This is a genomic window from Pseudoalteromonas sp. QJM3NY_12, from assembly GCF_056173165.1.
Map to the genome: position 1 here is coordinate 631,615 of NZ_CM149661.1, position 25,360 is coordinate 656,974.

Annotated in this window: 21 protein-coding genes; 13 read left to right on the forward strand and 8 right to left on the reverse strand. The window is 38.9% G+C overall.

All coding sequences use genetic code 11. The features are described 5' to 3' along the window. Positions 1 to 55: 55 nt before the first annotated feature. Both AC0VZ5_RS02970 and AC0VZ5_RS02975 read right to left on the reverse strand, forming a co-directional pair. Positions 56 to 2,236, reverse strand: a complete 2,181-nt coding sequence (locus tag AC0VZ5_RS02970) for an ATP-binding protein (RefSeq protein WP_475474214.1) — start codon at positions 2,234 to 2,236, stop codon at positions 56 to 58. A 214-nt stretch (positions 2,237 to 2,450) separates the two neighbouring features. Continuing rightward, positions 2,451 to 4,145 carry a GGDEF domain-containing protein gene (locus tag AC0VZ5_RS02975; protein ID WP_475474216.1) on the reverse strand — a complete coding sequence of 565 codons (1,695 nt, stop codon included), beginning with the start codon at positions 4,143 to 4,145 and terminating at the stop codon, positions 2,451 to 2,453. A gap of 219 nt (positions 4,146 to 4,364) precedes the next feature. Between AC0VZ5_RS02975 and AC0VZ5_RS02980 the strand changes: the two genes are divergently transcribed. From AC0VZ5_RS02980 to kynU, 3 genes are all read left to right on the forward strand, one after another. Further along, complete coding sequence (locus AC0VZ5_RS02980) at positions 4,365 to 5,666, forward strand: metal-dependent hydrolase family protein (protein ID WP_178955067.1); 1,302 nt, start codon at positions 4,365 to 4,367, stop codon at positions 5,664 to 5,666. Between the two features lie 125 nt (positions 5,667 to 5,791). Further along, entirely contained in the window at positions 5,792 to 6,622 is an 831-nt protein-coding gene (locus AC0VZ5_RS02985) for an alpha/beta hydrolase family protein (RefSeq protein ID WP_475474219.1), read from the forward strand. Between the two features lie 2 nt (positions 6,623 to 6,624). Further along, positions 6,625 to 7,860, forward strand: coding sequence for a kynureninase (kynU, locus tag AC0VZ5_RS02990; RefSeq protein WP_198521954.1), 1,236 nt, complete (start codon positions 6,625 to 6,627; stop codon positions 7,858 to 7,860). 92 nt (positions 7,861 to 7,952) lie between these two features. Here kynU and AC0VZ5_RS02995 read toward each other — a convergent pair whose 3' ends face one another. Together AC0VZ5_RS02995 and AC0VZ5_RS03000 are read right to left on the reverse strand one after the other, a co-directional pair. Next, positions 7,953 to 11,204, reverse strand: coding sequence for a methyl-accepting chemotaxis protein (locus AC0VZ5_RS02995; RefSeq protein ID WP_138608451.1), 3,252 nt, complete (start codon positions 11,202 to 11,204; stop codon positions 7,953 to 7,955). Positions 11,205 to 11,449: 245 nt separating this feature from the next. Further along, the gene (locus AC0VZ5_RS03000) at positions 11,450 to 12,607 is read right to left on the reverse strand and encodes a hypothetical protein (protein WP_475474222.1); all 1,158 of its coding nucleotides are present in this window, start codon (positions 12,605 to 12,607) and stop codon (positions 11,450 to 11,452) included. 214 nt (positions 12,608 to 12,821) lie between these two features. Here AC0VZ5_RS03000 and AC0VZ5_RS03005 point away from each other — a divergent pair, with 214 nt between their 5' ends. Both AC0VZ5_RS03005 and AC0VZ5_RS03010 read left to right on the forward strand, forming a co-directional pair. After that, on the forward strand, positions 12,822 to 13,328 hold the full coding sequence (locus AC0VZ5_RS03005) for a DUF3087 domain-containing protein (protein ID WP_178955075.1): 507 nt from the start codon (positions 12,822 to 12,824) through the stop codon (positions 13,326 to 13,328). A gap of 167 nt (positions 13,329 to 13,495) precedes the next feature. Beyond that, the gene (locus AC0VZ5_RS03010; protein WP_290170871.1) at positions 13,496 to 13,948 is read left to right on the forward strand and encodes a low molecular weight protein-tyrosine-phosphatase; all 453 of its coding nucleotides are present in this window, start codon (positions 13,496 to 13,498) and stop codon (positions 13,946 to 13,948) included. Between the two features lie 46 nt (positions 13,949 to 13,994). Here the strand turns inward: AC0VZ5_RS03010 and AC0VZ5_RS03015 are convergent, their stop codons facing one another. Further along, positions 13,995 to 15,092: a TonB family protein gene (locus AC0VZ5_RS03015; RefSeq protein WP_464709960.1), complete on the reverse strand. Its 1,098-nt coding sequence runs from the start codon at positions 15,090 to 15,092 to the stop codon at positions 13,995 to 13,997. 236 nt (positions 15,093 to 15,328) lie between these two features. Between AC0VZ5_RS03015 and AC0VZ5_RS03020 the strand changes: the two genes are divergently transcribed. The 6 genes from AC0VZ5_RS03020 (at position 15,329) to csrA (ending at position 21,718) form a co-directional block, all read left to right on the forward strand. Then, a complete protein-coding gene (locus AC0VZ5_RS03020) occupies positions 15,329 to 15,952 on the forward strand; it encodes a GTP cyclohydrolase II (protein WP_290170873.1) in 624 nt (207 codons plus the stop codon). 400 nt (positions 15,953 to 16,352) lie between these two features. After that, the gene (locus tag AC0VZ5_RS03025) at positions 16,353 to 17,141 is read left to right on the forward strand and encodes a BPSS1780 family membrane protein (RefSeq protein ID WP_138604928.1); all 789 of its coding nucleotides are present in this window, start codon (positions 16,353 to 16,355) and stop codon (positions 17,139 to 17,141) included. After that, positions 17,141 to 17,593 carry a regulatory protein RecX gene (locus AC0VZ5_RS03030; RefSeq protein ID WP_010390806.1) on the forward strand — a complete coding sequence of 151 codons (453 nt, stop codon included), beginning with the start codon at positions 17,141 to 17,143 and terminating at the stop codon, positions 17,591 to 17,593. Before AC0VZ5_RS03025 ends, AC0VZ5_RS03030 begins: the two co-directional genes overlap by 1 nt. A 19-nt stretch (positions 17,594 to 17,612) precedes the next feature. Continuing rightward, positions 17,613 to 20,213 (forward strand): alanine--tRNA ligase, encoded by a 2,601-nt coding sequence (gene alaS, locus AC0VZ5_RS03035; protein WP_475474226.1) that lies wholly within the window; start codon positions 17,613 to 17,615, stop codon positions 20,211 to 20,213. Positions 20,214 to 20,219: 6 nt separating this feature from the next. After that, positions 20,220 to 21,437: an aspartate kinase gene (locus AC0VZ5_RS03040; protein WP_475474228.1), complete on the forward strand. Its 1,218-nt coding sequence runs from the start codon at positions 20,220 to 20,222 to the stop codon at positions 21,435 to 21,437. Between the two features lie 89 nt (positions 21,438 to 21,526). Further along, a complete protein-coding gene (gene csrA / locus AC0VZ5_RS03045) occupies positions 21,527 to 21,718 on the forward strand; it encodes a carbon storage regulator CsrA (protein WP_004587515.1) in 192 nt (63 codons plus the stop codon). A 53-nt stretch (positions 21,719 to 21,771) separates the two neighbouring features. On the opposite strand, the gene AC0VZ5_RS03050 is transcribed toward csrA, so the two are convergent. The 3 genes from AC0VZ5_RS03050 to AC0VZ5_RS03060 form a co-directional block, all read right to left on the reverse strand. Then, positions 21,772 to 22,239, reverse strand: coding sequence for a YcxB family protein (locus AC0VZ5_RS03050; protein WP_475474231.1), 468 nt, complete (start codon positions 22,237 to 22,239; stop codon positions 21,772 to 21,774). Between the two features lie 134 nt (positions 22,240 to 22,373). Next, positions 22,374 to 22,565, reverse strand: a complete 192-nt coding sequence (locus tag AC0VZ5_RS03055) for a hypothetical protein (protein WP_008115136.1) — start codon at positions 22,563 to 22,565, stop codon at positions 22,374 to 22,376. Positions 22,566 to 22,615: 50 nt separating this feature from the next. Next, positions 22,616 to 22,789, reverse strand: coding sequence for a DUF1328 domain-containing protein (locus AC0VZ5_RS03060; protein WP_002961939.1), 174 nt, complete (start codon positions 22,787 to 22,789; stop codon positions 22,616 to 22,618). 524 nt (positions 22,790 to 23,313) lie between these two features. On the opposite strand from AC0VZ5_RS03060, the gene AC0VZ5_RS03065 reads away from it, so the two are divergent. Both AC0VZ5_RS03065 and oadA read left to right on the forward strand, forming a co-directional pair. Continuing rightward, positions 23,314 to 23,559, forward strand: a complete 246-nt coding sequence (locus tag AC0VZ5_RS03065; protein WP_138604933.1) for an OadG family protein — start codon at positions 23,314 to 23,316, stop codon at positions 23,557 to 23,559. A 12-nt stretch (positions 23,560 to 23,571) separates the two neighbouring features. Continuing rightward, positions 23,572 to 25,353 (forward strand): sodium-extruding oxaloacetate decarboxylase subunit alpha, encoded by a 1,782-nt coding sequence (oadA, locus tag AC0VZ5_RS03070; protein WP_138604934.1) that lies wholly within the window; start codon positions 23,572 to 23,574, stop codon positions 25,351 to 25,353. Positions 25,354 to 25,360: the final 7 nt, after the last annotated feature.

A 25,360-nucleotide genomic window follows, 5' to 3' on the forward strand; every position in this document is an offset into this window, starting at 1 on the left:
TTATAATAATTTTAAGCCTATTAGGTGGCAATTTTAGCCACTAAGTAGGCCTGTTTTACTCATGCTTTATTTGTTTAGATAAAAACAAGTTCGTGACATCAGCAACTTTTACTAATGACTCTTTATCAGCATGACTCCAAGTTACCTTTGAGTCTACACTTTCACAACAAATGACACCTAACGGCTTGTTATCAAGTTTATAAGTGTAATCAAGTAAAGAATAAATATTGAATGGCTCAAAGTAAGAGTGAGTAAACGACTCGGTTACTTCGTTATTTCTGGCGTCTGAGGCGTCGAGTACTTGGTTGGTTAAAATATAGTTGAAATAAGCAGGGGAGTTTTCTGTATTTAAAACAGCACCACTTGACACGTCATCATTTTCATCAAGACAAATTAAGCAACTTAATGCGCTGTATTCTTTATTAAATAACCACAGACTGACTCGATTGGCATTAGGAATAAGCGCTTTTAACTCTTTGCATATTTGGTTTAGCTTCCTGTTACTAGAAACATTAGGATCGCTAATTTTTACTGCTAAGTTTTTGAGGTTGAGGTTTTTAGGATTATAAACATTGAGTAAGCTGTTGAGCTTAGCTTTATCGAACGGTTTTGTTAAGTAGCCATCCATGCCAATATCTAAATAATGCTCAATGTCTTGTTTTAGGGTATTTGCTGTCATAGCGATAATTGGAACGATTTTACCTGTAGGAAGCGATCTAATAGCCTGTGTGGCTTTTATTCCATCTATTTCAGGCATTTGTATATCCATGAAAATTAAGTCTACAGGGTGTTCTTTGAAGTACTTAACGCATTCTTTACCGTTCTCTGCGATTATTAAATCAGCATTATGTACCTTGAGCATTTTAACAATAATGAGCTGATTTATTTTATTATCTTCGGCAATTAAGACAGTACAACCTTGTAAGTTTGTTAGCTCAACGCTTTGCTTTGCTATTATTGGTGACAAAACAATCTCAAAGCGTTGCTCATAGGTGAACGTAGAGCCTTTACCTATTTGGCTGGTGAAGCTAAGGTGCCCCTGCATTAGCTCACTTAAACGAGCACAAATTGATAAGCCTAAACCTGTCCCCCCATATTCTCTTGAGGTCGATGAGTCTGCCTGATGAAATTCTTTAAATAAATGTTCTTGAACAGTCTCATTAATGCCAAGGCCTGTATCAATAACTTCAAACTTGAGTACTTGTGTTTGCAATGTACTGCTTTTAATACTTACTTTCAGTTCGACTTGACCAGTTTTGGTGAATTTAATCGCATTTGAGCACAAGTTATTTAAAATTTGCGAAACCCGAAGAGGATCCCCTTTAAAATTATCTGCTATTTTAGAGTCTACCGATGTAATAAGCTTTATACCTTTAGTAGACGCTTGCTGTAACTGGGGCTTTATCACATCGCTAATAACGTCATTAAGATCGAAGTCGATATGTTCAATTTCTAATTTACCAGCCTCAATTTTAGAAAAGTCTAAAATGTCATTTACAATATTTGATAAGTAATGAGCTGACTTTAATATACTTTTTAAAGTGCTGTCTTTTTCCTCTGTTGTGGTTTCGGTCATACCAAATTCAGCTAAATTTAAAATCCCATGCAATGGGGTTCTCAACTCATGAGTCATATTTGCTAAAAATTTACTCTTAGTGTTATTGGCCGTATCTGCTTCTTCTTTTAACTTTTCTAGTTCTTTATTGTGTGCTTTTTGTTTTTCTAATGCCATAGACAGCTTTTTATTATTAAGCCTAAGCTCTAGTTGCGCAATAACCTCTTTGCCCAAAACCGTGAGCGCATTTATTTGTTTGCTCGAAAGCTTTTTTGGTTTATCACTAATAACACATAACGTACCTATAGCATTACCTCTAGGAGTGATAAGTGGTGTACCTGCGTAAAAGCGAATGTTTGGGTCGTTTGTAACCAAGGGGTTATCGTGAAAGCGAGTGTCTGTCAGTGCATTTTGAACTTCGAACACTTGGTTTTCTAAAATTGCGTGAGAACAAAATGATATATCTCGTGCTGTTTCGGCTACATCAATTCCATACTTAGACTTAAACCATTGCCTGTTGGGATCAACAAGGCTTATCAGTGAAATTGGCGTTTCGCAAATATCAGATGCAAGTTGGGTTAAGTCGTCAAAGGATTTTTCAGCTTCAGTGTCTAAAACGTCATACTCATATAGGTCTTTTAGCCGTGATAGTTCATCTTCAGGTGTTGACGCTTTTATCATTATGCAACCTTGTTTTTGATGTGATTAACACTAGATAATCGAATAAAAATAATAGCGGACTAGCTGACGTAAAATAAAAAAGTACGCGTTTAATATTTTTGCCTAAAGTGTATTTATTTACGAACTCAAATTTAGCTAAATACATTTAAATTATTATGCTCAAGTAGTTAGCTTATATGACTAGTTAAGTTTTTACCAATTGATTTTAAATTGCTCAATCAACAATCCTATTACGGCCTTTCGTTTTTGCTTCGTATAAATAGTCATCAACGTATTTTAAGCTGTTTTGTAGGCTGATAGAGCCATCATGGGTAAGCAGCCCAATACTTACCGTAAAGCTAATATTTTTATTGCGATAGAAAACTTTATGTTGATTAATCGTGTTTTTAATTCGCTCAGCGGCTTGCTTAGCTTCTGCTTTGTTTGTATTGGGCATAATAATTAAAAACTCTTCACCGCCCAGGCGAAATACAAAATCGTGCTTTCTGGTTAAAGCGCGTAATGTATTGGTAAGCTCTTTTAAGCTTAAATCGCCAGCTTCGTGGCCATAATTATCATTTATTGCTTTAAAATGGTCTATGTCGAGCATTAATAATGAAATATAGGTGTTTTTATTTTGCGTTTTTAATAGTTCATCGCTGAGTGTTCTGTATAAAGTTCGTCTATTTAAACAACCTGTAAGTGGGTCTATATTGGCTTGCTTTTCTAGCTCTTTATTAAGTGAAGAGAGTTCTTGAGTACGCGCCTGAATACGTTGCTCTAAACTGGTATTGAGGGCTATCAGTTTATGCTCTATGTTTATTTCTTTGGTTACGTCGTTTTGTACAGCAAAGTAATAAGCCACTTTGCCGTCTCTAAAAATGGGTGATATGGCCAGTTCATTCCAATAAGGGTCACCATTTTGCGTATAGTTTAAAATTCGGGTGGTTATAGGGATGCCTTTTTTAAGATGAATTTTAAGTTGCTCTATTGTGTTGGCGTCAGTTTTTTCACCTTGTAAAATGGAGCCAAGCTTTTTACCTTCTACTTTATTCAGTGGGTAGCCCGTAATTCTTTCAAATGAGCCATTTACCCAAATAACACGCTTGTCTTTATCGGCAATCACCATTCCTACAGTGGTTTCTTTGAGTGCAGTAACTAAAAAATCCCGCTCCAGAGCTATTTTTTCATTCCCTGATATGTCTTGAAAAATGCCATATAACTTAGTGATTTCACCGTTTAAATCTCTCGATACATTGCCGCTTGATATAACAGTGCGCTCTTGTAGATCGTCATCTACAACACGAAGCTTTATACAGCTCCATTCTTGTCCGCATGCAAGAGCTTGCTCGATCGCATCTGTTATTTTGGATTTGTCATCTTCATGATAAAAATTTATTGCAGTATCTAGTTGAGGGGAATAGTTACTCGGTGAAACACCATGAATGGTGTAAATTTCATCGGTCCAAAATAATTGGTTAGTTATACAGTCGAACTGCCAATAGCCTACCTTTAATACTTCGCCGGCATTTTCTATGATGGTTTGTAATTCGTTATTGCTAATAACAGACGACACTTGGGCAAAATGCTGGTTAAAAACTAAAACTATATATTGGTGTTGGTTTTGCTGCACACTGTGTAAGCAACAATTTAGTTTAATGGAGTAATCGGTTGCTAATGTTAGTTCAATATCAAATTGGTCTAACTCATTATGTTGCGATTTTAGTGCGAGAATTTGTTGTTGTAATAGATCTTTGCTTTCAGTAGTACAACAGCCATAAAGGCTTTCAATGGTGGGTACTTTTTTAGCTGCAACATTAAGCTCTGACCACCTTTGAGAAAGATAACTAAGCTGATTATTATTATCAAATACCATTAAAAGAAAATTACACTTTTCTAGCAGCGTAATATTTATGTCTTTAATATCCATAAGCTCCCTACATATGAAAAGTATTACAACAATAAGGTTGAGTATAGACACCTTCTTTTATTTTTTCAGTCTAAGACAGTGTTAATAGTTAGCAGAATTCTTACTAAAAATGTATTTCAGGTTTGTTTTTATCACTTTCCTGATAAGGTATTGGTTGTATAACAATATTTTAACGTTATTTCGTTGTTGTTAACGCAGAACGAATCACTGGAGAGTTTAATGAGCATATTTCGATTGAGTGTTGTTACCTCGTTTTTTTTCGCAGTTAACATCGTTGCTACTAATGCACATGCGAGTACTAAAATAATTCATGCAGGAGAGTTATTGGCTATTCCCGGAGAAAAACCACAACAAAAACAAACTATAGTAATAGAAAATGGCAAAATAGTTTCGGTATCAGCGGGTTTTTTACCTATCAACCGTTTTGGTGAAAATGCTCAGTTAATCGATTTATCGACCCGCTTTGTTATGCCTGGGCTCATGGATATGCATGTGCATTTACAAGGTGAGCTTGGGCCAGATAACAAAAAAGAGCTGGTGGAAATGTCTGATGCAGATATAGCAATGCGCAGTGTGCATTTTGCTAACAAAACCCTTATGGCGGGTTTTACTACAGTGCGTGATGTGGGCAGTCAAAGTGAGCAAATGTACGCATTAAGAAATGGGGTGGCCAAAGGGTGGATAAGTGGCCCTCGAATTATTGCTGGTGCTGGCGTTACTATTACCGGCGGGCACTTAGATGTTGATGGTATGAGCCCAGACTTACTCACTATGAAAACACCGCCCACAGTGTGTGATGGCGCTATTGAATGCCGCAAAAAAACTCGCTATGCAATTAAATACGGGGCTGATTTAATTAAAGTTGCTTCTACCGGTGGCGTGCTTTCGGATACTACTACGGGCACAGGGCAGCAAATGCAAGACGATGAACTTAAAGCTGTAGTTGATACAGCGCATGGTTTAGGGCGAAAAGTAGCTAGTCATGCGCATGCCGCTCAAGGTATTAATGCAGCATTACGTGCGGGCGTTGATAGCATTGAGCACGGTAGTTACACCGATGATGAAGGCATTAAATTATTTAAAGAAACAGGGGCTTATTTAGTCCCTACTTTGCTTGCTGGGCACACCGTAGTTAGGTTAGCAAAAAACAGTGACTTTATGTCTGCGCCAATTAAAAGCAAAGCAATTAGGGTGGGGGGCGATATGCTCAACAATTTTACTAAGGCATATAAGTCCGGGGTAAACATTGCATTTGGTACCGACAGTGGCGTATCTAAGCACGGCATTAACGCACAAGAAGCGGTATTGATGTACCAAGCAGGTATGACTCCTGCTGATATCTTAAAGTCGGCAACGGTTAACGCGGCTGATTTGATTGATATGAATCATAGCTTAGGCACCATAGAGCCTGGTAAGTTTGCTGATATTATTGCCTTAGACACCAGCCCACTTAGCGATATTAGCGCTTTATTGGATGTTGATTTTGTTATGAAAGAAGGCACGGTTTTTAAACAACAATAAATCATTCTATTTATTTTATTAATAATGACGTAATAGCCCTGGTAAGTCGTATAAAAAAATTTGTAAACGACTGCCAGCGTTTTTAGTTATATCGCTTTTAAGGTTAAAAAAGGAAGTATTTTATTTTGAAATGCTTAGTAGTTTTATTTTTAGTTGTATGGCCTTTTTTGGTTAATGCCACCGCGCTGCAAGTTAACTTTCCTGATGTAGATAATAATGTTGCATACGCAAGTGTTGCTTCGCTTGGATTTAACTCAGCTGATGAAAAAGTAGCCTACGGCAGTGATGAGTCACAGTACGCATTACTCTGGCGCGCAAAACAAATACAGCCGCAAAACCCGTTAGTTATTTTACTTCATGGTGGTTGTTGGCTAAGTGCATACGATATTAAACATACCTACGCGTTAAGTACTGGGCTTGCACAAGCTGGTTTTAACGTATGGTCTTTAGAGTATAGAAGAAGCGGCGCAAGCGGTGGTGGCTGGCCTGCAACGTTTAATGATGTAAAAGCCGGAATTTTAGCGGTAAGTAAATATAACAATGGCGAGTTTAATTTAGCTGACTCGGTTGTGGTAGGACACTCCGCTGGTGGGCATTTAGCTCTGCTTGCTGGTGGTGAAATTGATCAGCTTAAAGGGGTTATTGCCTTAGCCCCTATTACTGATATAAAAGCGTATGCGCGTGGTGATAATAGTTGTCAAAAAGTGACTCAAGATTTTATGCAAGGCATGCCAACTGATAAACCTAAGGCATACACGCAAGCTAACCCGAGTGAGCAGCCACTTCATCCGCAAAGCATTATATTACAAGGTGAGCAAGATGCCATCGTGCCTGCTTTTAATTTAGAACAGCTTAAACGTCCAGTTGTCATGTTAGAAGGCGTGGGGCATTTTGATTGGATCCATCCGGGATCAGCTGCATTTAATACACTAATACAAAATTTGAATGAGATGTAACAATGAATTTTAATGAGATTATAGCGCTTGATAAAGTGGATACGCTGGCTCACAAACGTGACGAATTTGATTTACCCGCAGACACTATTTATCTCGATGGTAATTCGTTAGGTGCTCTGCCTAAAGCAGTAAAACCGCGCGTAGCTGAGGTGGTAAGCCAGCAATGGGGTAGTCACCTAATTAGAAGTTGGAATGATCACCAATGGATTGATTTACCTACTCAGGTAGGGGAGAAAATAGCGCCTATTATTGGCGCCGACAAAGGCCAAGTTATTTGTTGTGATTCTATTTCGGTTAATTTATTTAAACTATTAAGTAGTGCGCTATCGTTAAACTCTGAGCGTAACGTGGTGTTATCTACCGAGGATAACTTTCCTACTGACTTATACATGGTACAAGGGTTAAGTGAATTATTAGGCCCCGACTTATGTCAGCTAAAACTCGTCGCAGAGCAAGATATTGAACAAAGCCTAAATGATACAGTGGCAGTATTACTGTTAACACAGGTGAATTTTAGAACCGGTAAATTGTTAGATATGCAAAAAATCACCCAGCTAGCTCATGAAAAAGGCATTTTGGTGATATGGGATTTAGCTCATAGTGCAGGTGCTATACCGGTTGAACTTGATGACTGTAATGCTGATTTTGCTGTTGGTTGTGGCTATAAATACTTAAATGGCGGTCCTGGTTCGCCTGCGTTTTTATATGTAGCAAAACGCCACCAAGCTGCTGTAAAACACCCCTTATCAGGCTGGATGGGTCATGCAAAACCATTTGCTTTTGATGCAAAATATCAACGTGCTAACAATATAAATCAGTATTTATGTGGCACACCCAGTGTAATTGCTATGAGTGCTTTAGATGCTGCGCTTGATGTATGGCAAGATGTAGATATTTCACAAATAAGAGAAAAGTCGATTGCACTTGCTGACGTATTTATTAAATTAGTAAAAACACATTCATGCTTAAGTGATTTGCGCTTATGTTCCACTGAAAATTCGAGCCAAAGAGGTAGCCAACTAGCATTTTCACATACCGACGCATTTGCTATATGCCAAGCGTTAATTGAAAAAGGGGTTATTGCTGATTTTCGTGCACCTAATATTCTACGCTTTGGTTTTACGCCACTTTATACTTCGTTTGAAGAGATTTGGCAGGCAGTGGCTATTTTAGCTGAGGTGGTTAAAACCCAGCTATATACCCAGCCACGTTTTAATTTAGCGGGTAAAGTGACGTAATTTTATAATTGTATATAACTAACAATGGCTCATTGAGTTTCTCAAGTTAAAAAGTGCGTTGCGCTAGCAGGATAACTGGCAGCGCATTTATTCTATTGTTGCTCTTTTTTTAGATTAAAGTAATTAAGTTGTACTCTCATCTCGGTAGCTTGTTCTGCCATTTGACGCGCAGCCGCCATTGTTTCTTCTGTAATGGCTGAGTTAGCCTGAGTTAGCCCCGTTAACCGTTGTACAACAAGATTGACCTCTTTAATTGCTTGCTCCTGTGCGGAGGTAGAATGCGCTATATGTATTATATTTTTACTAACATCGCTAACAGCTTGCATTATGTGTTTTAGTTTTTTTCCTGAGGTGTCTGCTAATTCAGTCCCAAGCGCTACTTTTTGATTACTATTTACAATAATACTTTTTATCTGCTTCGCAGATTTAGCACTACGTCCAGCTAAATCACCCACTTCATTAGCGACTACAGCAAAGCCCCTTCCGTGGTCGCCAGCCCTAGCAGCTTCTACGGCGGCATTAAGTGATAGTAAGTTTGTTTGAAAAGCCAGGTTGTCAATAACCGTAAGTATTTCGTTTATGTCTTTACTGGCTTCATTCACTTCATCAATCGCGCTAACAGTCTGTATTGATAATTGGTTTCCTTCTTCTGCAATTTCCTCAGCATTGCTTGCTAATGCCACGGCACTTTTTGATTGTTCAGATACTTTAGTTAGCTCATCTAGCATTTGCTCAGTACTTGAGCTTGCCTCTTCAAGGTTGGCAGCTTGCTCTTCTGTGCGTTTACTTATTTCAGTATTGCTTGAAGCTATTTCACCTGCATTTTGCATAACCTGGCTCGCTGACACTTGAATCTCTTGAATGACATTGGTTAATTTATCGATAGTCGCGTTTGTGTCGCTTTTCAGGGTATTGAATACGCCTTGATATTGCCCTTCTATATTTTTGGTAAGGTCACCTTTAGCTAAGTTTGATAAAACGCTACTTACTTCATTTATAGCCAGTGAAACTAATGAGGTAGACTCATTAACATTATTTTTTAAATCTTCTAATTGGCCCTGTAGTGGCTGTTTTAATTGATGAGAAAAATCGCCGTTTGCCATTGCAGCCATTACTTGATTGAGATCATTTATGACGTGTTCTAGATTAGTAACTGATTGGTTTATATCTATTTTTAAACTGTTTAGTTGGCCAGTCATGGTTGATGAAATAGTATGATCAAAACGCCCCTGACTAATTGCTAGCATGACTGATGAAATTTCAGTTAAAGCATTATCAATAGCCGTGATTGATGTATTAATATTACTTTTCAACTGCTCCAATTGACCGCTGGCTTCACCTTTTATCATTTTTTTAAAGTCACCCTTACTAACAAAGGTCATGACTTCACCTATTTCATTCATTACATTATTTAAATTAGCCATGCTGGAATTAATATCTTGTTTTAAGGTATTAAGTTGTCCAGCTAATGGGGCGTCTAATTGCGCTGAAAACTGGCCTTGTCGTAATGCACTCATAACGTCACTAATTCCATCTATGGCAATGCTTAAGCTATTTACTGAGTTATTCACGCTGTCTTTTAGCTGGGCAAGCTTTCCTTTAGCAGGGTAAGTAATTTGCTCTTTAAAGTTACCTTGCTCTACGTTAGCCATAATATCTACGATACTATTCATTGTGTTATTTATTGAGGAAAGCGATTGGTTAATATTACTTTTTAAGGTGCCTAACTCGCCTGACATTGAGGCATTAATTTGAATATCAAATTGACCATCAGCCATAGCAATCGCAATGTTATTTAACTCGTTTATTGCACCGTTTAGTGAACTCGCACAATCGTTGGTTGCTTGTTTTAACGTATCTAACTCTCCTCGACATGGTGCTTCAATACGTTGATCAAATTTACCCGCAGCCATATGATTCATAACACGATTTGTTTCACTAATAGATAACTGCAGAGCATCAAGAAGAGTGTTAAATGCTTGAGTACTTACGCCTATCTCATCGCTTGAATAGACAGTTGCTCGTAATGAAAAGTCACCTTGTTGTTCAACTTTTTTCATCGTATCAGCCAGGGCATGTATTGGTTTTGTTAATGTTCTCGCAAACCAATATGCGGCAATAGTAACAATGAAAATAGTGATTAAAAGTATAATAATGAGTTGTTGAGAAAGTGTGGTTATCGACTCAAAAGCTTCTTGTTCGTCCATTTCTGCTATGAGGGCCCAGCGAATATTAAATACATTTACTGGTGCAAATGCAGACAGCACCATCTCATTGTTATAATCACTTATCACATGCTGCCCTTTCTCATTTTTTAATGCTTTGATTACAGATAAGGTATTCACTGTGCCTTTATTTGGATTTCTAAATGAGCTTTCTACAGAGTGATTTATCGGATCAATGTAAGAGTCAGAGCGCATTAACCCTTCAGGACCAACAAGGTAGGTTTCTCCGCTTTCACCCAATCCGTCACGCTCTTTCATGATTGAATTGATATCTTCAATCGATAATTGGGCGGCTAAAATAGCAATCGTTTTACCATCAACAACAATAGGCTTACCTATAAAGCTCGCAGGGGCATTATATGAAGGGGAGTACTGTTTATAATCTGCAAATGCAATTGTTTGTGGGTTGCTGCTATCTTTTAATTGTTGAAATAAACTCGCTAAATTACTTTTAGCATAGGGCCCTGTTTGTAGCGATGTGGCAAAGTCGACTTCTTTATAAACGGAGTAAACAATATTGCCATTTGTTGGGTCGATAATGAAAATATCGTAGAACTCATTTATATTGGTCATATCTCGTAAATAAGGGTGATATTGGCGGTGCGCTTGCTCGTAAGAGTCTGATTGCTCGGTTGCAGTTAGTTTTTGTTTTTCACCAATTGGATTTGGGTTATTAGCCAAATAACGAGACTGCAGCTCAATACTTTTTGGATTCATTTGCTCTAACGGGGATGATGAAACTGTATCTGTCGGGTTTAGCTGTTTAAATTTTGGAGTAAAAGACTCTTTATAAAAGCGATTTAAAGACTCTGATGAGTTTGAAGGGGAAATATCATTAAATCCTTCTATAAACTTTGTCGCCATATTGGCCATTTCTGGATTTGCTTGTAGCACATTAAGCTTTTTTTCAATATTGATAAAATAGCGTTTAACAGCGCTTTGTTTTACTTCACTCACAGCGTCTAATCGTGAATAAACCTGTTCTGTCATCGAGTTTGAGGCTGTATTAATTGCAACAACAATAATTATTGTTATTGGTACTAGGGAAACAACTAAAAAGGCGGAGATAAGTTTTTTTGTTAAATTTAATGAGTTAATAAATTGATTAATCGTGTTCATTACTATGTCCCTGTAATAAGGATTTACCTCAAATGAGCATAGAACACAATTTGTGAAGATCTAGTTAATAATTAAAGTAATGAGTTTTTATTATAAAATAGCCAAAGCGGATTCAGAGCACTTTTAATTTTAATGCAACTACAGCATGCTCTTTTAGCGGTTTAGTTTAATAAAACGTAGGAGCATTTAAGCGCTCCTACATTTGTTATTTAATCGATATGTTAACGTTGAAAAAGCAAGCTATGTTAGAGCGCTAGTAAACTGTGCTCTAACATAGTTTGAATTTGTTTTACTATTTTAGCTTCGGTTTCGGGTTCAAACTGAGCAATTCGCGGGGTGTGAATATGCCCTGTCGGGATATCTGAGTTTAGCTGGTTACGAAGGCGAATACTTCGATACGAAATTTCGTTAGATAAATAACCACCGCCACCGCCGCGCACTGCAGTTGACTCTTTTAATTCGTCAAAACTGTTAGGCTCAAAGTCTTTTTTGAGGGTAATAACATGGCGGTTATCATTAATCGCAAAAGAGCCTTTTGCCTTTAGCATAGCGCTAACAGGTAAGCTAAATTCTACAAACTCAGTTCCGGGTAATGGGCGGTCGTGTAAGCTTGGAATGAGCGGCGCTGTTTTGGTACCGCCATATACTATATTGGCGTTGTCGGGGGCTGTTACACTGCGGCGCTTACCTGGAAAGCGCTCAAGATCAAAATCCTTACTACCCATACTAACGGTAACCACCATATCCACATTATTAAGTGCGTAATAAGGGGCAAGTAAGGACTCTATGATGCCCTGATCAAAGTCTTCATATCGCACAGGCACCATTACAGTGTTTATTTCAGCACTAATCCCTTTATAGTTTATTACTTGGCCATCAAGAAGCAACGCAGCTACGCCCGATGGGTTACTTTGGTTTATATTTCTATCAAGTAAAAATGGGTCAAACCCAGTTAGTAGTATCTTTTTAGTGGTGTTTTGTGAGTAGCTTAGGTCTGTGCGACCTCGGCTTCCGTTTTCTAGTAACGTTAATAACACTGTTTGCTGCGCGGTGCTCAGCGAAAATGCAGGTTTTGTGGTACGAATTATTTTACTTGATTGTAAGCGAGCCCAATAAAGCGCGCGATCATCTAAGTTTTGCGTTGTAGCGATGCGTTTTTTTGCACTAAACCATAATCGTTTTGAGTAGTCATTAACGGCATCTACGGCTTGTGCATAGCTTGAGAGTGACTTGAACTGCTGCTCAAATTGATTAACTTCGCTGGCAAAAGCGCTTATTACGGCTGGCATCGCTTGGCTGGCTTTTTCAATTCGCAATTCTTCTGGGGTTAGCGGTGTGTTTAAATTGGCTAAAGTACTAAAAGAAGAAAATATTAAACTTGTGGCAATCAGTGTTTTTATCATGATGTTCCTATACTAAGTCGTATTTGTTGCCTACTATCCTATGCCTAATAAGTGGGTGCAAATAAAATCGTTGGTTGGTTTTATGTTGAAAGCAGTATAAAACAGGCGCTAAATCAAAAACTACGGGTATTTTATTAAAAAAGAGTCTTAACTCTGTGATGGGTTTAGCTACAATGGGGCTGTGTATTTTTTAGTTTTTTACTTTTAGGCAGCTATGCAACTTATTCAAATAGATAAAGCACGTTATCGTAAACATTTAAATCGCGTTATTGTCGGCTGTGCAGCAGGTTTAGCTGTGGGCAGTTTAGCAATTTCACAAACCTTAATTGCATTATTTCCCGATGAAAGTGGTAGTCATTTTCATTGGAACTTATTAGGCGTAATTGTTACGAGTATTGGCATTGGCTGGTTGTTAAATAAATACCGAACACATCCTTTTATGACCGAGGTGGTGTATGTGTGGGAGCTTAAAAAAGCGCTTAATAAAATCACTCGTAAAATGGCTAAGCTAAAAGCGGCGGGACGAGAAGGTAACCCCGATGCATTATTGGCGATTCAATATAGTTATGCGGGCTCACGATTATTATGGCAGCTTGACGATAACACCATCACTATGGATGATTTAGCGATTAAACAAGCCGAGTTAGATAGCGTTGCGGCCAAGTTCAACTTAACCTTAAATGCTGATGACTACAATGATGCAATTTTAAAGCAGTTTTAAGTTATAGGGATTGCAAAAATCATAACCCTCTAAGGCCTTCTGCTTTTTTCTTACGTATGAAAAACACGTATGTTTAGTGCTTAAGCAACTGGAAGGCTAGCAAAAACTATTAGCCTCATTAAAATAACGTTTATTACTGATTTTTTGCAAAAGCTTGGGAGTCATAAGTGAAAAGAGTACTAATAGTGTGTTTGGGAAATATATGCCGTTCACCTACCGCAGAGGCGGTATTAAAAGCTCGCGCTAAAAAGTTAGGTATTGATCTGCTAGTGGACTCGGCAGGGACTATTGGTCATCACGAAGGTAATCAACCAGATAGGCGCTCAATGCAGGCTGGTGAAAAACGCGGTTATAGTTTTAAAGGTATTTTTTCGCGCAAGGTGCGTAGTAGTGATTTTAGCGAGTTTGACCTTATTTTAGCAGCCGATAAACAAAACCTGTCGGATTTAACCGCACGTTGCCCTGAACATTTGCAGTACAAGCTTGCGTTGTTTTTAGAGTATGGCGAGCAAGCACAAAGCGCAATTCCCGATCCTTACTATGGCGGTGATGATGGCTTTGAAAAGGTACTTGATTTAATAGAGGCCGCCAGCGATAACATTTTAGCTAAGTTAAAATAGCTATAATGATAAATTAAAAGGCGCTTGAAGCGCCTTTGGTATGTTATTAACGGTTTACTTTAAAGTCGAGCTGTACTTTGGAAGTTGCTGCAACCGCTTTTCCATGCTCAAACTTAGGGGCATAGCGCCATTGCTCTAATGCTTCTACTGCCGACTTTTCAAAGGCCAAGCCACCCTCAGAGCTAAGTACTTGCAGATTTTTTACAAAGCCAGATTCATTTACTTCAAACTCCATAACTACGCTGCCATCTTTGCTAAATCGCGCTTTGTTTTTTGGGTATTTAGGTTCAACGCGGTATAGTGGTGTTTGCTCTTGGCTTTCTTTCCACGGCACCATTTTAGCTATCGCGATACAGTGTTTAGTGGCTTCATCACTTTTGCCTTGTTTTTCATACAAGCCAATTAATCTTGAATGTGCGGTAAGCTCGGCGGTGTGATCGTAATTTAAGCTTTCATCAAATACCTTTACTACGCGATTAAGTCGTTCAATTGCTTGAGTATATCTTTTTCTACCCTCAGCAAACGACGCCATTAAAAAGTCAGCTTTTATTCGTTCAACCGAGTTTTCAGGTAAGTTAGCTTGATAGTACTCATCGGCTTCTTCTAAGTAGTTTTTAGCTTCATGGTATTTTTCGTAGCCGAATTTATTGGCTAATATGGTTGCCGCTTCTAATTTCATGTCAGCCAAAAATTTAGGTTTGTTTTGCGTGTTTGCTATTGCAGTCACTTGATCTAAATAATAATCCGCTTTTTGAGCTGAGGGCGCAAAATTAGCCATACCAACTAAAGAATCAACGGTTTCTAACGATTTTTTACCATGGTTGTTAACAGAAATAGTATAGGCTTGCTGGTAAAGTGAAAAACGCTTTTCAATCCATTTTTTGCCATAGCCATTAATTGATTTTGCATAGTTAATAGCTAAGTTTGCGGTGTTATCTGAATTATCACCGTAAATAGATTTACCTAATGTATAAGCTCGCTCGGCAGTTTGTTGTACATTGTCTGCAGCTTTAACCGCATCCAGGTAACTTTGATAAGCATTGTTAAATTCTACTTGAGAGGTAGTTACTTGCTCTGCCTGTGAGGTGGAACACAGTACTGATAAACTTAAACCTATCAGTAATACACGTTTATTGAGTTTCATAATGGTCCTTATTATTTGTCGGTGGCAAATTAGCAAACCTTTGTGTATTTGTCATTGTTTTAGGTAAATTAAGGTCAGTACACGTTACTAATATATTTATGCTTACATATTGAAAACAGCAGCTGTCGTCGCCATATATTTGCCATAAACAGTATTGTACTACGGTGTATTTATCTTGTTTTGTGATATTATCACTTTATTGTCGTGTCGTAGTTATTTAAATATTTGGATTTGTCGTGGCGCAAGTAAGAGCAAGAGTCCAGCTTAATGTTGGCAAAAACAGTGATATCCCTGCAGAAATAGTGTCATTTACTGACTTGAAAGATGGCCAAGAGCATATTGCTATGGTGTTTAATAACGCCGATACCGAGCAAGGTGTTCCGCTTATTCGTATGCACTCTGAATGTTTAACTGGTGATGTATTTCACTCGTCACGTTGTGACTGTGGTGAGCAGTTAAACGAGTGTATTGAAATGATGCATGAGCAGGGCGGTATTTTACTTTATTTACGCCAAGAAGGGCGTGGTATTGGTTTATATAATAAAATTGATGCGTATGTACTGCAATCACAAGGTATGAATACTTACGAAGCTAATAACCATTTAGGTTTTGCTGATGACTTACGTGACTTTTCAGATGCAGTGTTAATGCTCAATGCGCTTAATTTAAAGCACGTTAAATTAATGACTAATAACCCTAAAAAGCTCAATGCATTAAAAGATGCAGGTATAGAAGTTGATTCTGTTGTGGGTACTCATGCTCACATTAAAGCTGGGCTTTCAGGTAATAAAGCGTATTTAGAGACAAAGATTAAGCATGGCTCTCACATGCTAGATATTAAGAAAATTAAAAAACCTTAGGGTCTGTTGACCTTTCAAGGTTAAATTTGCAGCAGTTTGTTTGGTATTTAGGCAAGGCAGAGCCTATGTGGTGTGGTTATTCCCCATAAATAGGCGATAACGCAGCATCAATGCCAAACAGGCGCTGCCCGAAGGGTTCTGCCTAGGGGCGATTTACTCTTTGTTGCCTACATGGATGTAGGTAAGGGGCGTGAGCAGGACGCGGAAGCTTTGCTCGGTTTTGACTTAGCCCACTAGGTTACAAACCTCGCGCCGCGATTAAATCGCCCCTAGTTTGAACAAATTTTAATCCGTAAAGGGCAGCAGACCCTAATATTAACGGCATTTATCGCCGCCACCTATGTAATACCAACCAGCGCCGAGTTATACTCGGCGTGTTTTGTTTTAATTAAGAGCAAGTATGTCTACACAATTACGAATTTTTAAAGCGGATGCGGCATTAAAATGGTTTAAAGCGGGTTGGCTAATTTTTAAAACTCAGCCATTAACTTTTATTTTTATGCATTTGTTTATTGGCATTGTTGGCTTGTTGTCGTTATTTTTGCCGGTATTACAAATAGCTGCAGCATTGGCTACACCATTTTTAACCGCTGGTTTTTATCAAGCCGTGCTTACCAAGCAGCAGGGCGGAAAAATTATGTTAGCCGACATTTTGAAGCCCTTTTCAGCCAAAGGAAATCGGTTAGGCTTATTTCGCTTAGCGCTTTATCAAATGGGGGCCGGTATTTTAATTGCTCTGCTTGCCAATGGGTTATTTGCTGATGCAATGGCGGTTATGACACAGCCAGACCTAGATCCAAACACCGCCGTTAGCCAAATGCTTGAGAGTATTTCGCTTGCAAACGTGGCATTGTTTTTAATTGCGCTCTCAATTTACTTTACTTCGTTTGCCTACGCAGTACCGCTGGTTTATTTTAATAAAGAGCAACGTATTTTAAATGCCTTAAAAAGTTCGTTTATGGTGTTTTATTATAATATTTTACCATTAAGTGTTTATGGTATTATTTGCGCATTATTAATGGTGGTGTCGATGTTCTTATCGCTACTACCGCTGTTGATTTTAATGCCAATTTGCTACATTAGTTTCTTTGTATCTTATCAGGCTATTTTTATGCCCGTTGTGCCACCAAGTGATGACAGTAACATTAAGCCTTTAAGTAGCGAGCAAAGCGGGCGCTTTGACGCTTAATGGATGATACGTTAAAACAAAAGTTAAAAAACTATGTGCTTTGGTTGCTTGGTCGGCAAGAGTATTCGCGCCGTGAGTTAACCCAAAAGTTACAGCAAAGAGAAGCAACCGACGAGTTCATAGAAAACCTGCTTGATTGGTGTGAAAAGCACAATTTTATTAACGAGCAGCGTTACTGTGAAGGGTTTGTCAGAAAACACATATTTAAATGCCATGGCTTAAAGCGAATTCAAAGTGAGGCCATGAGTAAAGGGATTGATAGAGCACTGCTTGAAACAGTGGTTGATGAGCTGGAAATAGATTGGTTTGAGCTCGCGCAGGAAGCGTACAACAAAAAATATTCAACGACACCGGCAGACCTCGAGTACAAAGAAAAAGCTAAGCGCGTGCGCTACTTAATGTATCGAGGTTTTAGCTATGATCAAATAAATTTTGCAATGCAAGCACAGTAAATACAGGTGAGACTTTCACATGCAGCACATGACTACCGCACAAATTAGGCAACAGTTTTTAGACTTCTTTGCCAGCAAACAACACCAAGTTGTTCCTTCTAGTTCGCTTATACCGGGTAACGATGCCACGTTGTTATTTAATAATGCCGGTATGGTGCAATTTAAAGATGTATTTTTAGGCGCCGAAAGCCGCCCTTATACACGCGCAACTAGCTCTCAGCGTTGTGTGCGTGCTGGTGGTAAACACAACGATTTAGAAAATGTTGGTTACACAGCACGTCACCATACCTTTTTCGAAATGCTAGGTAATTTCAGCTTTGGTGATTACTTTAAGCAAGATGCAATTAAATTTGCGTGGGAGTTTTTAACTGAGGTTGTAAAACTACCAAAAGAAAAGCTGTTAGTGACCATTTACCATGATGACGAAGAAGCCTTTGGCTACTGGGCTAACGATATAGGTTTACCTGAAGATCGTATTATTCGTATTGCAACGAGCGATAATTTTTGGTCTATGGGTGATACCGGCCCTTGTGGTCCATGTTCTGAAATATTTTATGATCACGGTGAGCACATTTGGGGTGGTCCTCCGGGCACTCCTGAAGAAGATGGCGACCGTTTCATTGAAATTTGGAACTTAGTATTTATGCAATACAACCGTCAAAGCGACGGGACTATGTTGCCACTTCCTAAGCAATCTGTTGATACTGGTATGGGCCTTGAGCGTATTTCAGCTATTTTACAAGGTGTGCATTCAAACTACGAAATCGATTTATTCCAAGGCTTAATTGCCGCCGCTGCAAGCGTTACCAATGCACAAGATATGGATGATAAATCGCTTCGCGTGGTGGCGGATCATATTCGTTCGTGTGCGTTTTTAATTTCAGATGGGGTTATGCCATCAAATGAAGGCCGTGGTTATGTATTGCGTCGTATTATTCGTCGTGCAGTACGTCACGGTAATAAGTTAGGTGCTAAAGGCGCGTTTTTCTATAAATTGGTTTCTGCACTTATTGAGCAAATGGGTCAAGCGTACCCAGAGCTTGCTAAGCAACAAGAAATTATTGAAAAAGTACTGCGTATTGAAGAAGAGCAGTTTGGTAAAACGCTTGAGCGTGGTTTAGCTATTTTAGAAGAAAGCTTGAGTGATTTAACCGGGGATGTGATCCCAGGTGACTTAGTATTTAAACTTTACGATACCTATGGTTTCCCTGCCGATTTAACAGCCGATGTAGCGCGTGAGCGCCAAATGACCATTGACCATCAAGGTTTTGAAGCATGTATGGCAGTGCAACGTAAAACAGCACAGCAAGCGGGCAAATTTGGTGCAGATTATAACGAGCAATTAAAATCAGACAAGCATACTGATTTTAAAGGCTACGATAGTAATCATTACCGTGGCACTGTGGTAGAAATTTTTGCCGGTGGCGAATCGGTATCGTTATTAGAAGATGGTCAGCAAGGTATTATTGTTTTAGACCGTACTCCGTTTTACGCTGAATCAGGCGGCCAAATTGGTGATAGCGGTACAATTACTGTTGCCGGTGGTGAGTTTAATGTAACAAATACCACTAAATTGGGTAATGCTTTTTCTCATCATGGAACAGTTCAAGGGCGTATTGGCGTTAACGATAAAGTGGATGCGACTATTGACGATGCGCGTCGTGAAAGCATTAAGAAAAATCACACAGCTACGCACATTTTACATGAAGCATTGCGTCAGCTTTTAGGTGAGCACGTATCGCAAAAAGGCTCACTTGTGCAGCCAGATCGCCTGCGTTTTGACTTCTCACATTTTGAAGCAGTGACCAAACAAGAACTGCGCGAAATTGAACGTGTAGTAAATGACGAAATTCGTCGTAACTTTGCACTTAACACTGAGCTAATGGCAATTGATGATGCTAAAGCAAAAGGTGCTATGGCATTGTTTGGCGAAAAGTACGATGACGAAGTACGTGTAGTAACCATAGGTGATTACTCAATTGAGCTTTGTGGTGGTACACACGTAGAGCGTGCAGGTGACATTGGTTTATTCAAAATTGTATCTGAAAGCGGTATTGCTGCCGGTGTTCGTCGTATTGAAGCGGTAACCGGTGCAGAAGCAATCGCGTATGTTAATGAACAAGAACAGCAATTAGCAGATGTTGCCGCGCTTGTAAAAGGTGACAGTGCGTCAGTACTTGAAAAAGTAACTGCCTTACTTGAAAAGTCGAAAGGACTTGAAAAGCAAGTTGCCCAACTTAACGATAAACTAGCCAGTGCGGCAGGTGCATCATTACTTGATTCAGTGGTTGAAATTAATGGGGTTAAATTGTTAGTTGCCAACGTTGAAGGAACTGAATCAAAAGCGCTTCGTGGCATGGTTGATGACCTTAAAAATAAGATTGGCTCAGGCGTTATTGCTTTAGGTGTTGCCAGCGGTGATAAAGTAAGCCTAATTGCGGGTGTAACTAAAGACTTAACCGGTAAAGTAAAAGCGGGTGAGTTAGTTAACCACATGGCAGGCCAAGTAGGTGGTAAAGGCGGCGGTCGTCCAGATATGGCGCAAGCAGGTGGTTCTGAGCCACAAAACTTAACTGCAGCACTTGATAGTGTAACAGCTTGGTTAACTGAGCGTACTTAAGCTTAAGTGGCACTTATAGTTCAAAAATTTGGCGGCACTTCGGTAGGCTCAATAGAGCGTATTGAAGCGGTCGCCGACCTTGTTGTTAAAACTAAGCAACAAGGCCACCAAGTGGTGGTGGTGCTTTCGGCAATGTCGGGAGAAACCAATCGCTTAATTAATCTTGCCAAACAAATCGACTCTCGCCCGAGTAGTCGTGAACTCGATGTATTACTCAGTACCGGTGAACAAGTCTCTATAGCTTTATTAGCGATGGCGATTATTAAACGCGGCCATTCTGCGGTAAGCTTGTTAGCCGATCAGGTGAATATATTAACCGATAACATGTTCGGTAAAGCCCGTGTAGAAGACGTGGCTGCAACGCGTTTAAAACATGAACTTGAACATAACCGTATTGCTATTATTGCCGGCTTTCAGGGGCGCGATATTGAGGGTAACGTGACTACGCTTGGGCGTGGTGGCACCGATACCTCTGCAGTTGAAATAGCGGGTGCAATAAAAGCGGATGAATGTCAGATCTATACTGATGTTGATGGCGTATATACAACAGATCCTCGTATTGAACCTAATGCACGACGTTTAAGCCATGTAACCTTTGCCGAAATGCTTGAGCTGGCTAGTTTAGGTGCTAAAGTGCTACATATTCGCTCTGTAGAGTCGGCTGGTAAGCACAATGTACCATTAAGAGTGTTATCTAGCTTTAAACCTGATGAAGGTACATTAATTAGTTTTGAGGAGAACGATGTGGCGAGTAACGTTGTGTCGGGTATTGCATTTAATCGAGACGAGTGTTTGATTAAGGTACATGGAGTACCGCAAGGCACAAAAGCGCTTGCAAAAATTTTGAAACTTTTTGCAGATAATGGCATCGAAATAGATATGATTAATCAAATTAATCATAAAGTTGAAAAAGTCGACTATGCTTTTACTGTGCATTTAAATGATTATTTAAACGCACTTGATTTGTTAGCGGCTGAGCAACAGCAATTTGACGCACAGGCAATTGACGGATTAACTAATGTGGCGAAAGTGTCAGCTGTGGGTATGGGGATGAAATCTCATTCTGGGGTAGCGAGTTTATTTTTTGATTCGTTAGCACAAGAGAACATTGATGTGATGTTTGTTTCAACCTCAGAGATAAAAATTTCAGTTTTAATAGATGAGAAATACCTTGAACTGGCTGTTCGTGCATTACATAAGACATTTTTAACAGAAAATGAATAGATTGAGAGTTTTTACTTACTTTTTAGTCTAATTTTAATTAAAATGTGTTGCGGAATCTTATAATTTTATTGGAACATGGGAGCAAGAGAATGCTAATACTAACTCGTAGAGTAGGCGAGACCCTTATGATTGGTGACGAAGTAACCGTTACTGTTCTGGGTGTTAAAGGAAATCAAGTTCGTATCGGTGTTAACGCACCTAAAGACGTATCAGTTCATCGTGAAGAAATTTACATGCGCATACAAGCTGAAAAGTCTAACCCTAATCCGGGCAATGCTTAATCAAGATAATATAAAATGTGTTAGTTAAAAACTATGACATTTATAAAAGCCACTCACTGAGTGGCTTTTTTGTTAATAAAATCAATGGTTTCTTCGTTGAGTATTGCCTTGGAAATGTACTGCATACCGCTTTTACTTTTTAACAATAGGCCGCAATCTGTAGTAATTACTTCATTAATGTCGTGCCAAGCTAACTGGTAATTTTTGTAATGATTGGTTGATTTTATTCCGTCCTCGTCGAAGGTAAGGGTTACTTCAGAGCCTGACGCTCTGCTAAGCATTTGCCTTGTTACCCACCAAGGGCGGCAATAATAAAAAGCAATGCACTCAAGTAAAGCTAGCATAAGCAAGAATGTACCAAGGTAATGATCGCCTAAACCATAAATGCCAAATAACCCTAAAACCACAAGTAGCGCCAATAAAAAGTATTTAGGTTGTGCACGCTTACTATAAGGCAGCGATTGGTCGAAGCATTCATAAAAATAAGGTTTATCGAGTTTATAAGTTGTTGTAAAGACCATGTGTTTGCACTTAAAAGCTATTTTTTATTATTTTAGCTTAATGCGAAGCTTAAAAGGGGAAATGACTAGAAACTATTTATATTTTAGGCATAAAAAAACGACCCGTAGGTCGTTTCTTAGCTAAATAAATAATATTAGCAATTTGTCTCTTCGGCATTAACGCCTTCTTTTACTTCTTCACAGGTATCTTCTACCTTGTTTTGAACATCTGTCACGGCTTCGTCAATACGCTCACCGGCTTCTTCTGCATGATTGTCTTCACAACCCATAATAAATGCACTTGCGAATAGACCAATAGCTGCTGCTTTAAGTGTTGATGATTTCATAATGTAATTCCTTGTATATAAATTTAAAAAGAGAGTTCGTTGTTTCTTATCTACCTGGGGCTTTTACCACGTAAAGCGCCAGAGACAAGTGAAATAACCAGTAAAACTAAAAAGATAAAAAATATGATCTTAGCAATTCCTGCTGCGGCTCCTGCAATACCACCAAATCCTAAAACGGCTGCGATTAGTGCGATCACCAAAAATGTAATTGTCCAGCGTAACATTGTCATCTCCTTGATTTATCTAAGTGTTAAAGTGTTGTTTTTATATAAGCGAGTAATGTGCCAGCATTTTATTTTGTTTTAAATCAATGGCTTATTTCTGTTTTTCGCGATTGGCTTTATATTGAGTTGGTAATTTTTACGATCTTATCGGTAACTTATTCACAGTTGTCTCTGATGAGATAATAAATAGTTGTTGCTGCTCTTTTCTTTGGTAAGACCAATTAACATTTGTTTTGAAGGTTATTAGTGGGTTAGTACAATAGGTTTGTTTTATATGTGTTTTTACAAAGTATTAATGTTTTTATATATTCTTTGTTTATAACGAACATTTTTAGCATCTATATATCTGGGTTAAATAAGCTATTTTAGATGGTGTTAACCTTATTGGTGATATGTTACTTTTAGATTAATTGGTTTTACCAATTTACAACTTGTAGACAAAATAATAGTTTTTGTTACTATTGGTGAATAGTTATTTAAATAAACCGATTTTTTATGTGTTTGGTTTTAAACAGGGGAGAATTATGGATATAGGGGCTTTACTCACAACTGCAGGCAATTTAATGCTAACAGGCATGGTGGGTGTGTTTGTATTTCTTTCTTTATTGATTGGTGCAGTGACACTCATGTCTAAGCTGGCTAGCAAGTTTTCTCAGCCAGAACTAGCAGCATCACAGAGAACACCATCTTTTAAATCTCAAGGTGTGCCAAATGAGCACATCGCTGCAATTAGTGCTGCCATTGCTCAGTACAAAATAAATAATAATTAGAGGAGCATACCAATGGCTAAATTAAAAATAACAGAACTCGTACTTCGTGACGCACATCAGTCGCTCTTAGCTACCCGCATGCGATTAGACGACATGTTACCTATTGCAAAAAAAATTGATGACGCAGGTTATTGGTCTATAGAATCTTGGGGTGGAGCTACCTTTGATTCATGTATTCGTTATTTAGGTGAAGATCCATGGGAGCGTATTCGCGCGCTTAAAAAAGCGATGCCAAATACACCACAGCAAATGCTACTTCGTGGTCAGAACTTATTGGGATATCGCCATTATGCTGATGATGTGGTTGAGAAGTTTGTTGAGCGTGCTCACAAAAATGGCGTAGACGTATTTCGTATTTTTGATGCCATGAATGATGTACGTAATTTGGAAACTGCCATAAAAGCGGCGGTTAAAGTAGGGGCACATGCGCAAGGTACAATTTCGTACACAGTAAGCCCTGTACATACATTAGATATGTGGTTAACACTTGCTAAGCAGCTTGAAGAATTAGGTTGTCATTCAATTTGTATTAAAGATATGGCGGGATTGCTTAAGCCTTACGATGCAGAAGAACTCATTAAAGCGTTAAAAGAAACGGTTTCCATACCTATTGCTATGCAATGCCATGCAACAACGGGTTTAAGCACCGCTACTTATCAAAAAGCGATTGATGCCGGCATTGATATGCTCGACACAGCTGTATCGTCTATGAGCATGACTTATGGCCATTCAGCAACTGAAACAATTGCTGCAATTGTGGAAGGGACCGAGCGTGATACCGGGCTTGATTTAAACCACCTAGAAGAAATTGCCGCTTACTTTAGAGACGTGCGTAAAAAGTACGCTGCATTTGAAGGTAGTTTAAAAGGTGTCGATGGTCGTATTTTATTAGCTCAAGTGCCAGGTGGCATGTTAACTAACATGGAAAACCAGCTTAAAGAGCAAGGTGCTGCTGATAAACTAAATGAAGTGCTACTTGAAATTCCACGAGTACGTGAAGATTTAGGCTTTATTCCACTCGTTACACCTACCTCACAAATTGTTGGTACTCAAGCGGTATTAAATGTACTCACAGGTGAGCGTTATAAAACCATTACTAAAGAAACTGCTGGCGTATTAAAAGGTGAGTATGGTTCAACACCTGCACCAATGAATAAAGAGCTTCAAGAGCGCGTACTTGATGGCAGTGAAGCAATTACCTGTCGCCCTGCAGATATTATTAAACCTGAACTTGAAACTTTAGAAGCTGAGTTAAGCAAGCTTGCGCAGGAGCAAGGGCTAACTTTAGCCAATGAGCAAATTGATGATGTGCTTACCTATGCATTATTTCCACAGATTGGTTTGAAATTTATTAAAAACCGTAACAATCCTGATGCATTTGAGCCTGTTCCTAGCGCTGATGATAACGCCAATAAAGCACCTGAAAAATCAGCGGCAAACAATAAAAGCGTTAAGGCAGAGCAATACAGCGTTAAAGTAGACGGTAAAGTATACGATGTCGTGGTTGCTCAAGGTGGTGAGCTTAAAGAGGTGACGTTAAAAGACTCAGAGCATATTCCACAGTCAGCATCGGTTGCCTCGGGTGAAACTCTAAATGCACCACTGGCCGGTAATATTTTTAAAATTAAAGTAAAACCCGGTCAGGTAGTCAATGAAGGTGATGTGGTAATTATTATGGAAGCCATGAAAATGGAAACCGAAGTACGCGCTATGCATACCGGTACGATTGCTGAGGTGCTTGTTTCTGAGGGCGATTCAGTGTCAACCGGCGATGCAATGATTGCACTAGCTTAAGGAGTAA

Bases quoted from the DNA above. Each gene is read 5' to 3' on its own strand.
- AC0VZ5_RS02970 (WP_475474214.1), bottom strand. From the start codon at position 2,236: ATGATAAAAGCGTCAACACCTGAAGATGAACTATCACGGCTAAAAGAC.
- AC0VZ5_RS02975 (WP_475474216.1), bottom strand. From the start codon at position 4,145: ATGGATATTAAAGACATAAATATTACGCTGCTAGAAAAGTGTAATTTT.
- AC0VZ5_RS02980 (WP_178955067.1), top strand. From the start codon at position 4,365: ATGAGCATATTTCGATTGAGTGTTGTTACCTCGTTTTTTTTCGCAGTT.
- kynU (WP_198521954.1), top strand. From the start codon at position 6,625: ATGAATTTTAATGAGATTATAGCGCTTGATAAAGTGGATACGCTGGCT.
- AC0VZ5_RS02995 (WP_138608451.1), bottom strand. From the start codon at position 11,204: ATGAACACGATTAATCAATTTATTAACTCATTAAATTTAACAAAAAAA.
- AC0VZ5_RS03000 (WP_475474222.1), bottom strand. From the start codon at position 12,607: ATGATAAAAACACTGATTGCCACAAGTTTAATATTTTCTTCTTTTAGT.
- AC0VZ5_RS03005 (WP_178955075.1), top strand. From the start codon at position 12,822: ATGCAACTTATTCAAATAGATAAAGCACGTTATCGTAAACATTTAAAT.
- AC0VZ5_RS03015 (WP_464709960.1), bottom strand. From the start codon at position 15,092: ATGAAACTCAATAAACGTGTATTACTGATAGGTTTAAGTTTATCAGTA.
- AC0VZ5_RS03025 (WP_138604928.1), top strand. From the start codon at position 16,353: ATGTCTACACAATTACGAATTTTTAAAGCGGATGCGGCATTAAAATGG.
- AC0VZ5_RS03030 (WP_010390806.1), top strand. From the start codon at position 17,141: ATGGATGATACGTTAAAACAAAAGTTAAAAAACTATGTGCTTTGGTTG.
- alaS (WP_475474226.1), top strand. From the start codon at position 17,613: ATGCAGCACATGACTACCGCACAAATTAGGCAACAGTTTTTAGACTTC.
- csrA (WP_004587515.1), top strand. From the start codon at position 21,527: ATGCTAATACTAACTCGTAGAGTAGGCGAGACCCTTATGATTGGTGAC.
- AC0VZ5_RS03050 (WP_475474231.1), bottom strand. From the start codon at position 22,239: ATGGTCTTTACAACAACTTATAAACTCGATAAACCTTATTTTTATGAA.
- AC0VZ5_RS03055 (WP_008115136.1), bottom strand. From the start codon at position 22,565: ATGAAATCATCAACACTTAAAGCAGCAGCTATTGGTCTATTCGCAAGT.
- AC0VZ5_RS03060 (WP_002961939.1), bottom strand. From the start codon at position 22,789: ATGTTACGCTGGACAATTACATTTTTGGTGATCGCACTAATCGCAGCC.
- AC0VZ5_RS03065 (WP_138604933.1), top strand. From the start codon at position 23,314: ATGGATATAGGGGCTTTACTCACAACTGCAGGCAATTTAATGCTAACA.
- oadA (WP_138604934.1), top strand. From the start codon at position 23,572: ATGGCTAAATTAAAAATAACAGAACTCGTACTTCGTGACGCACATCAG.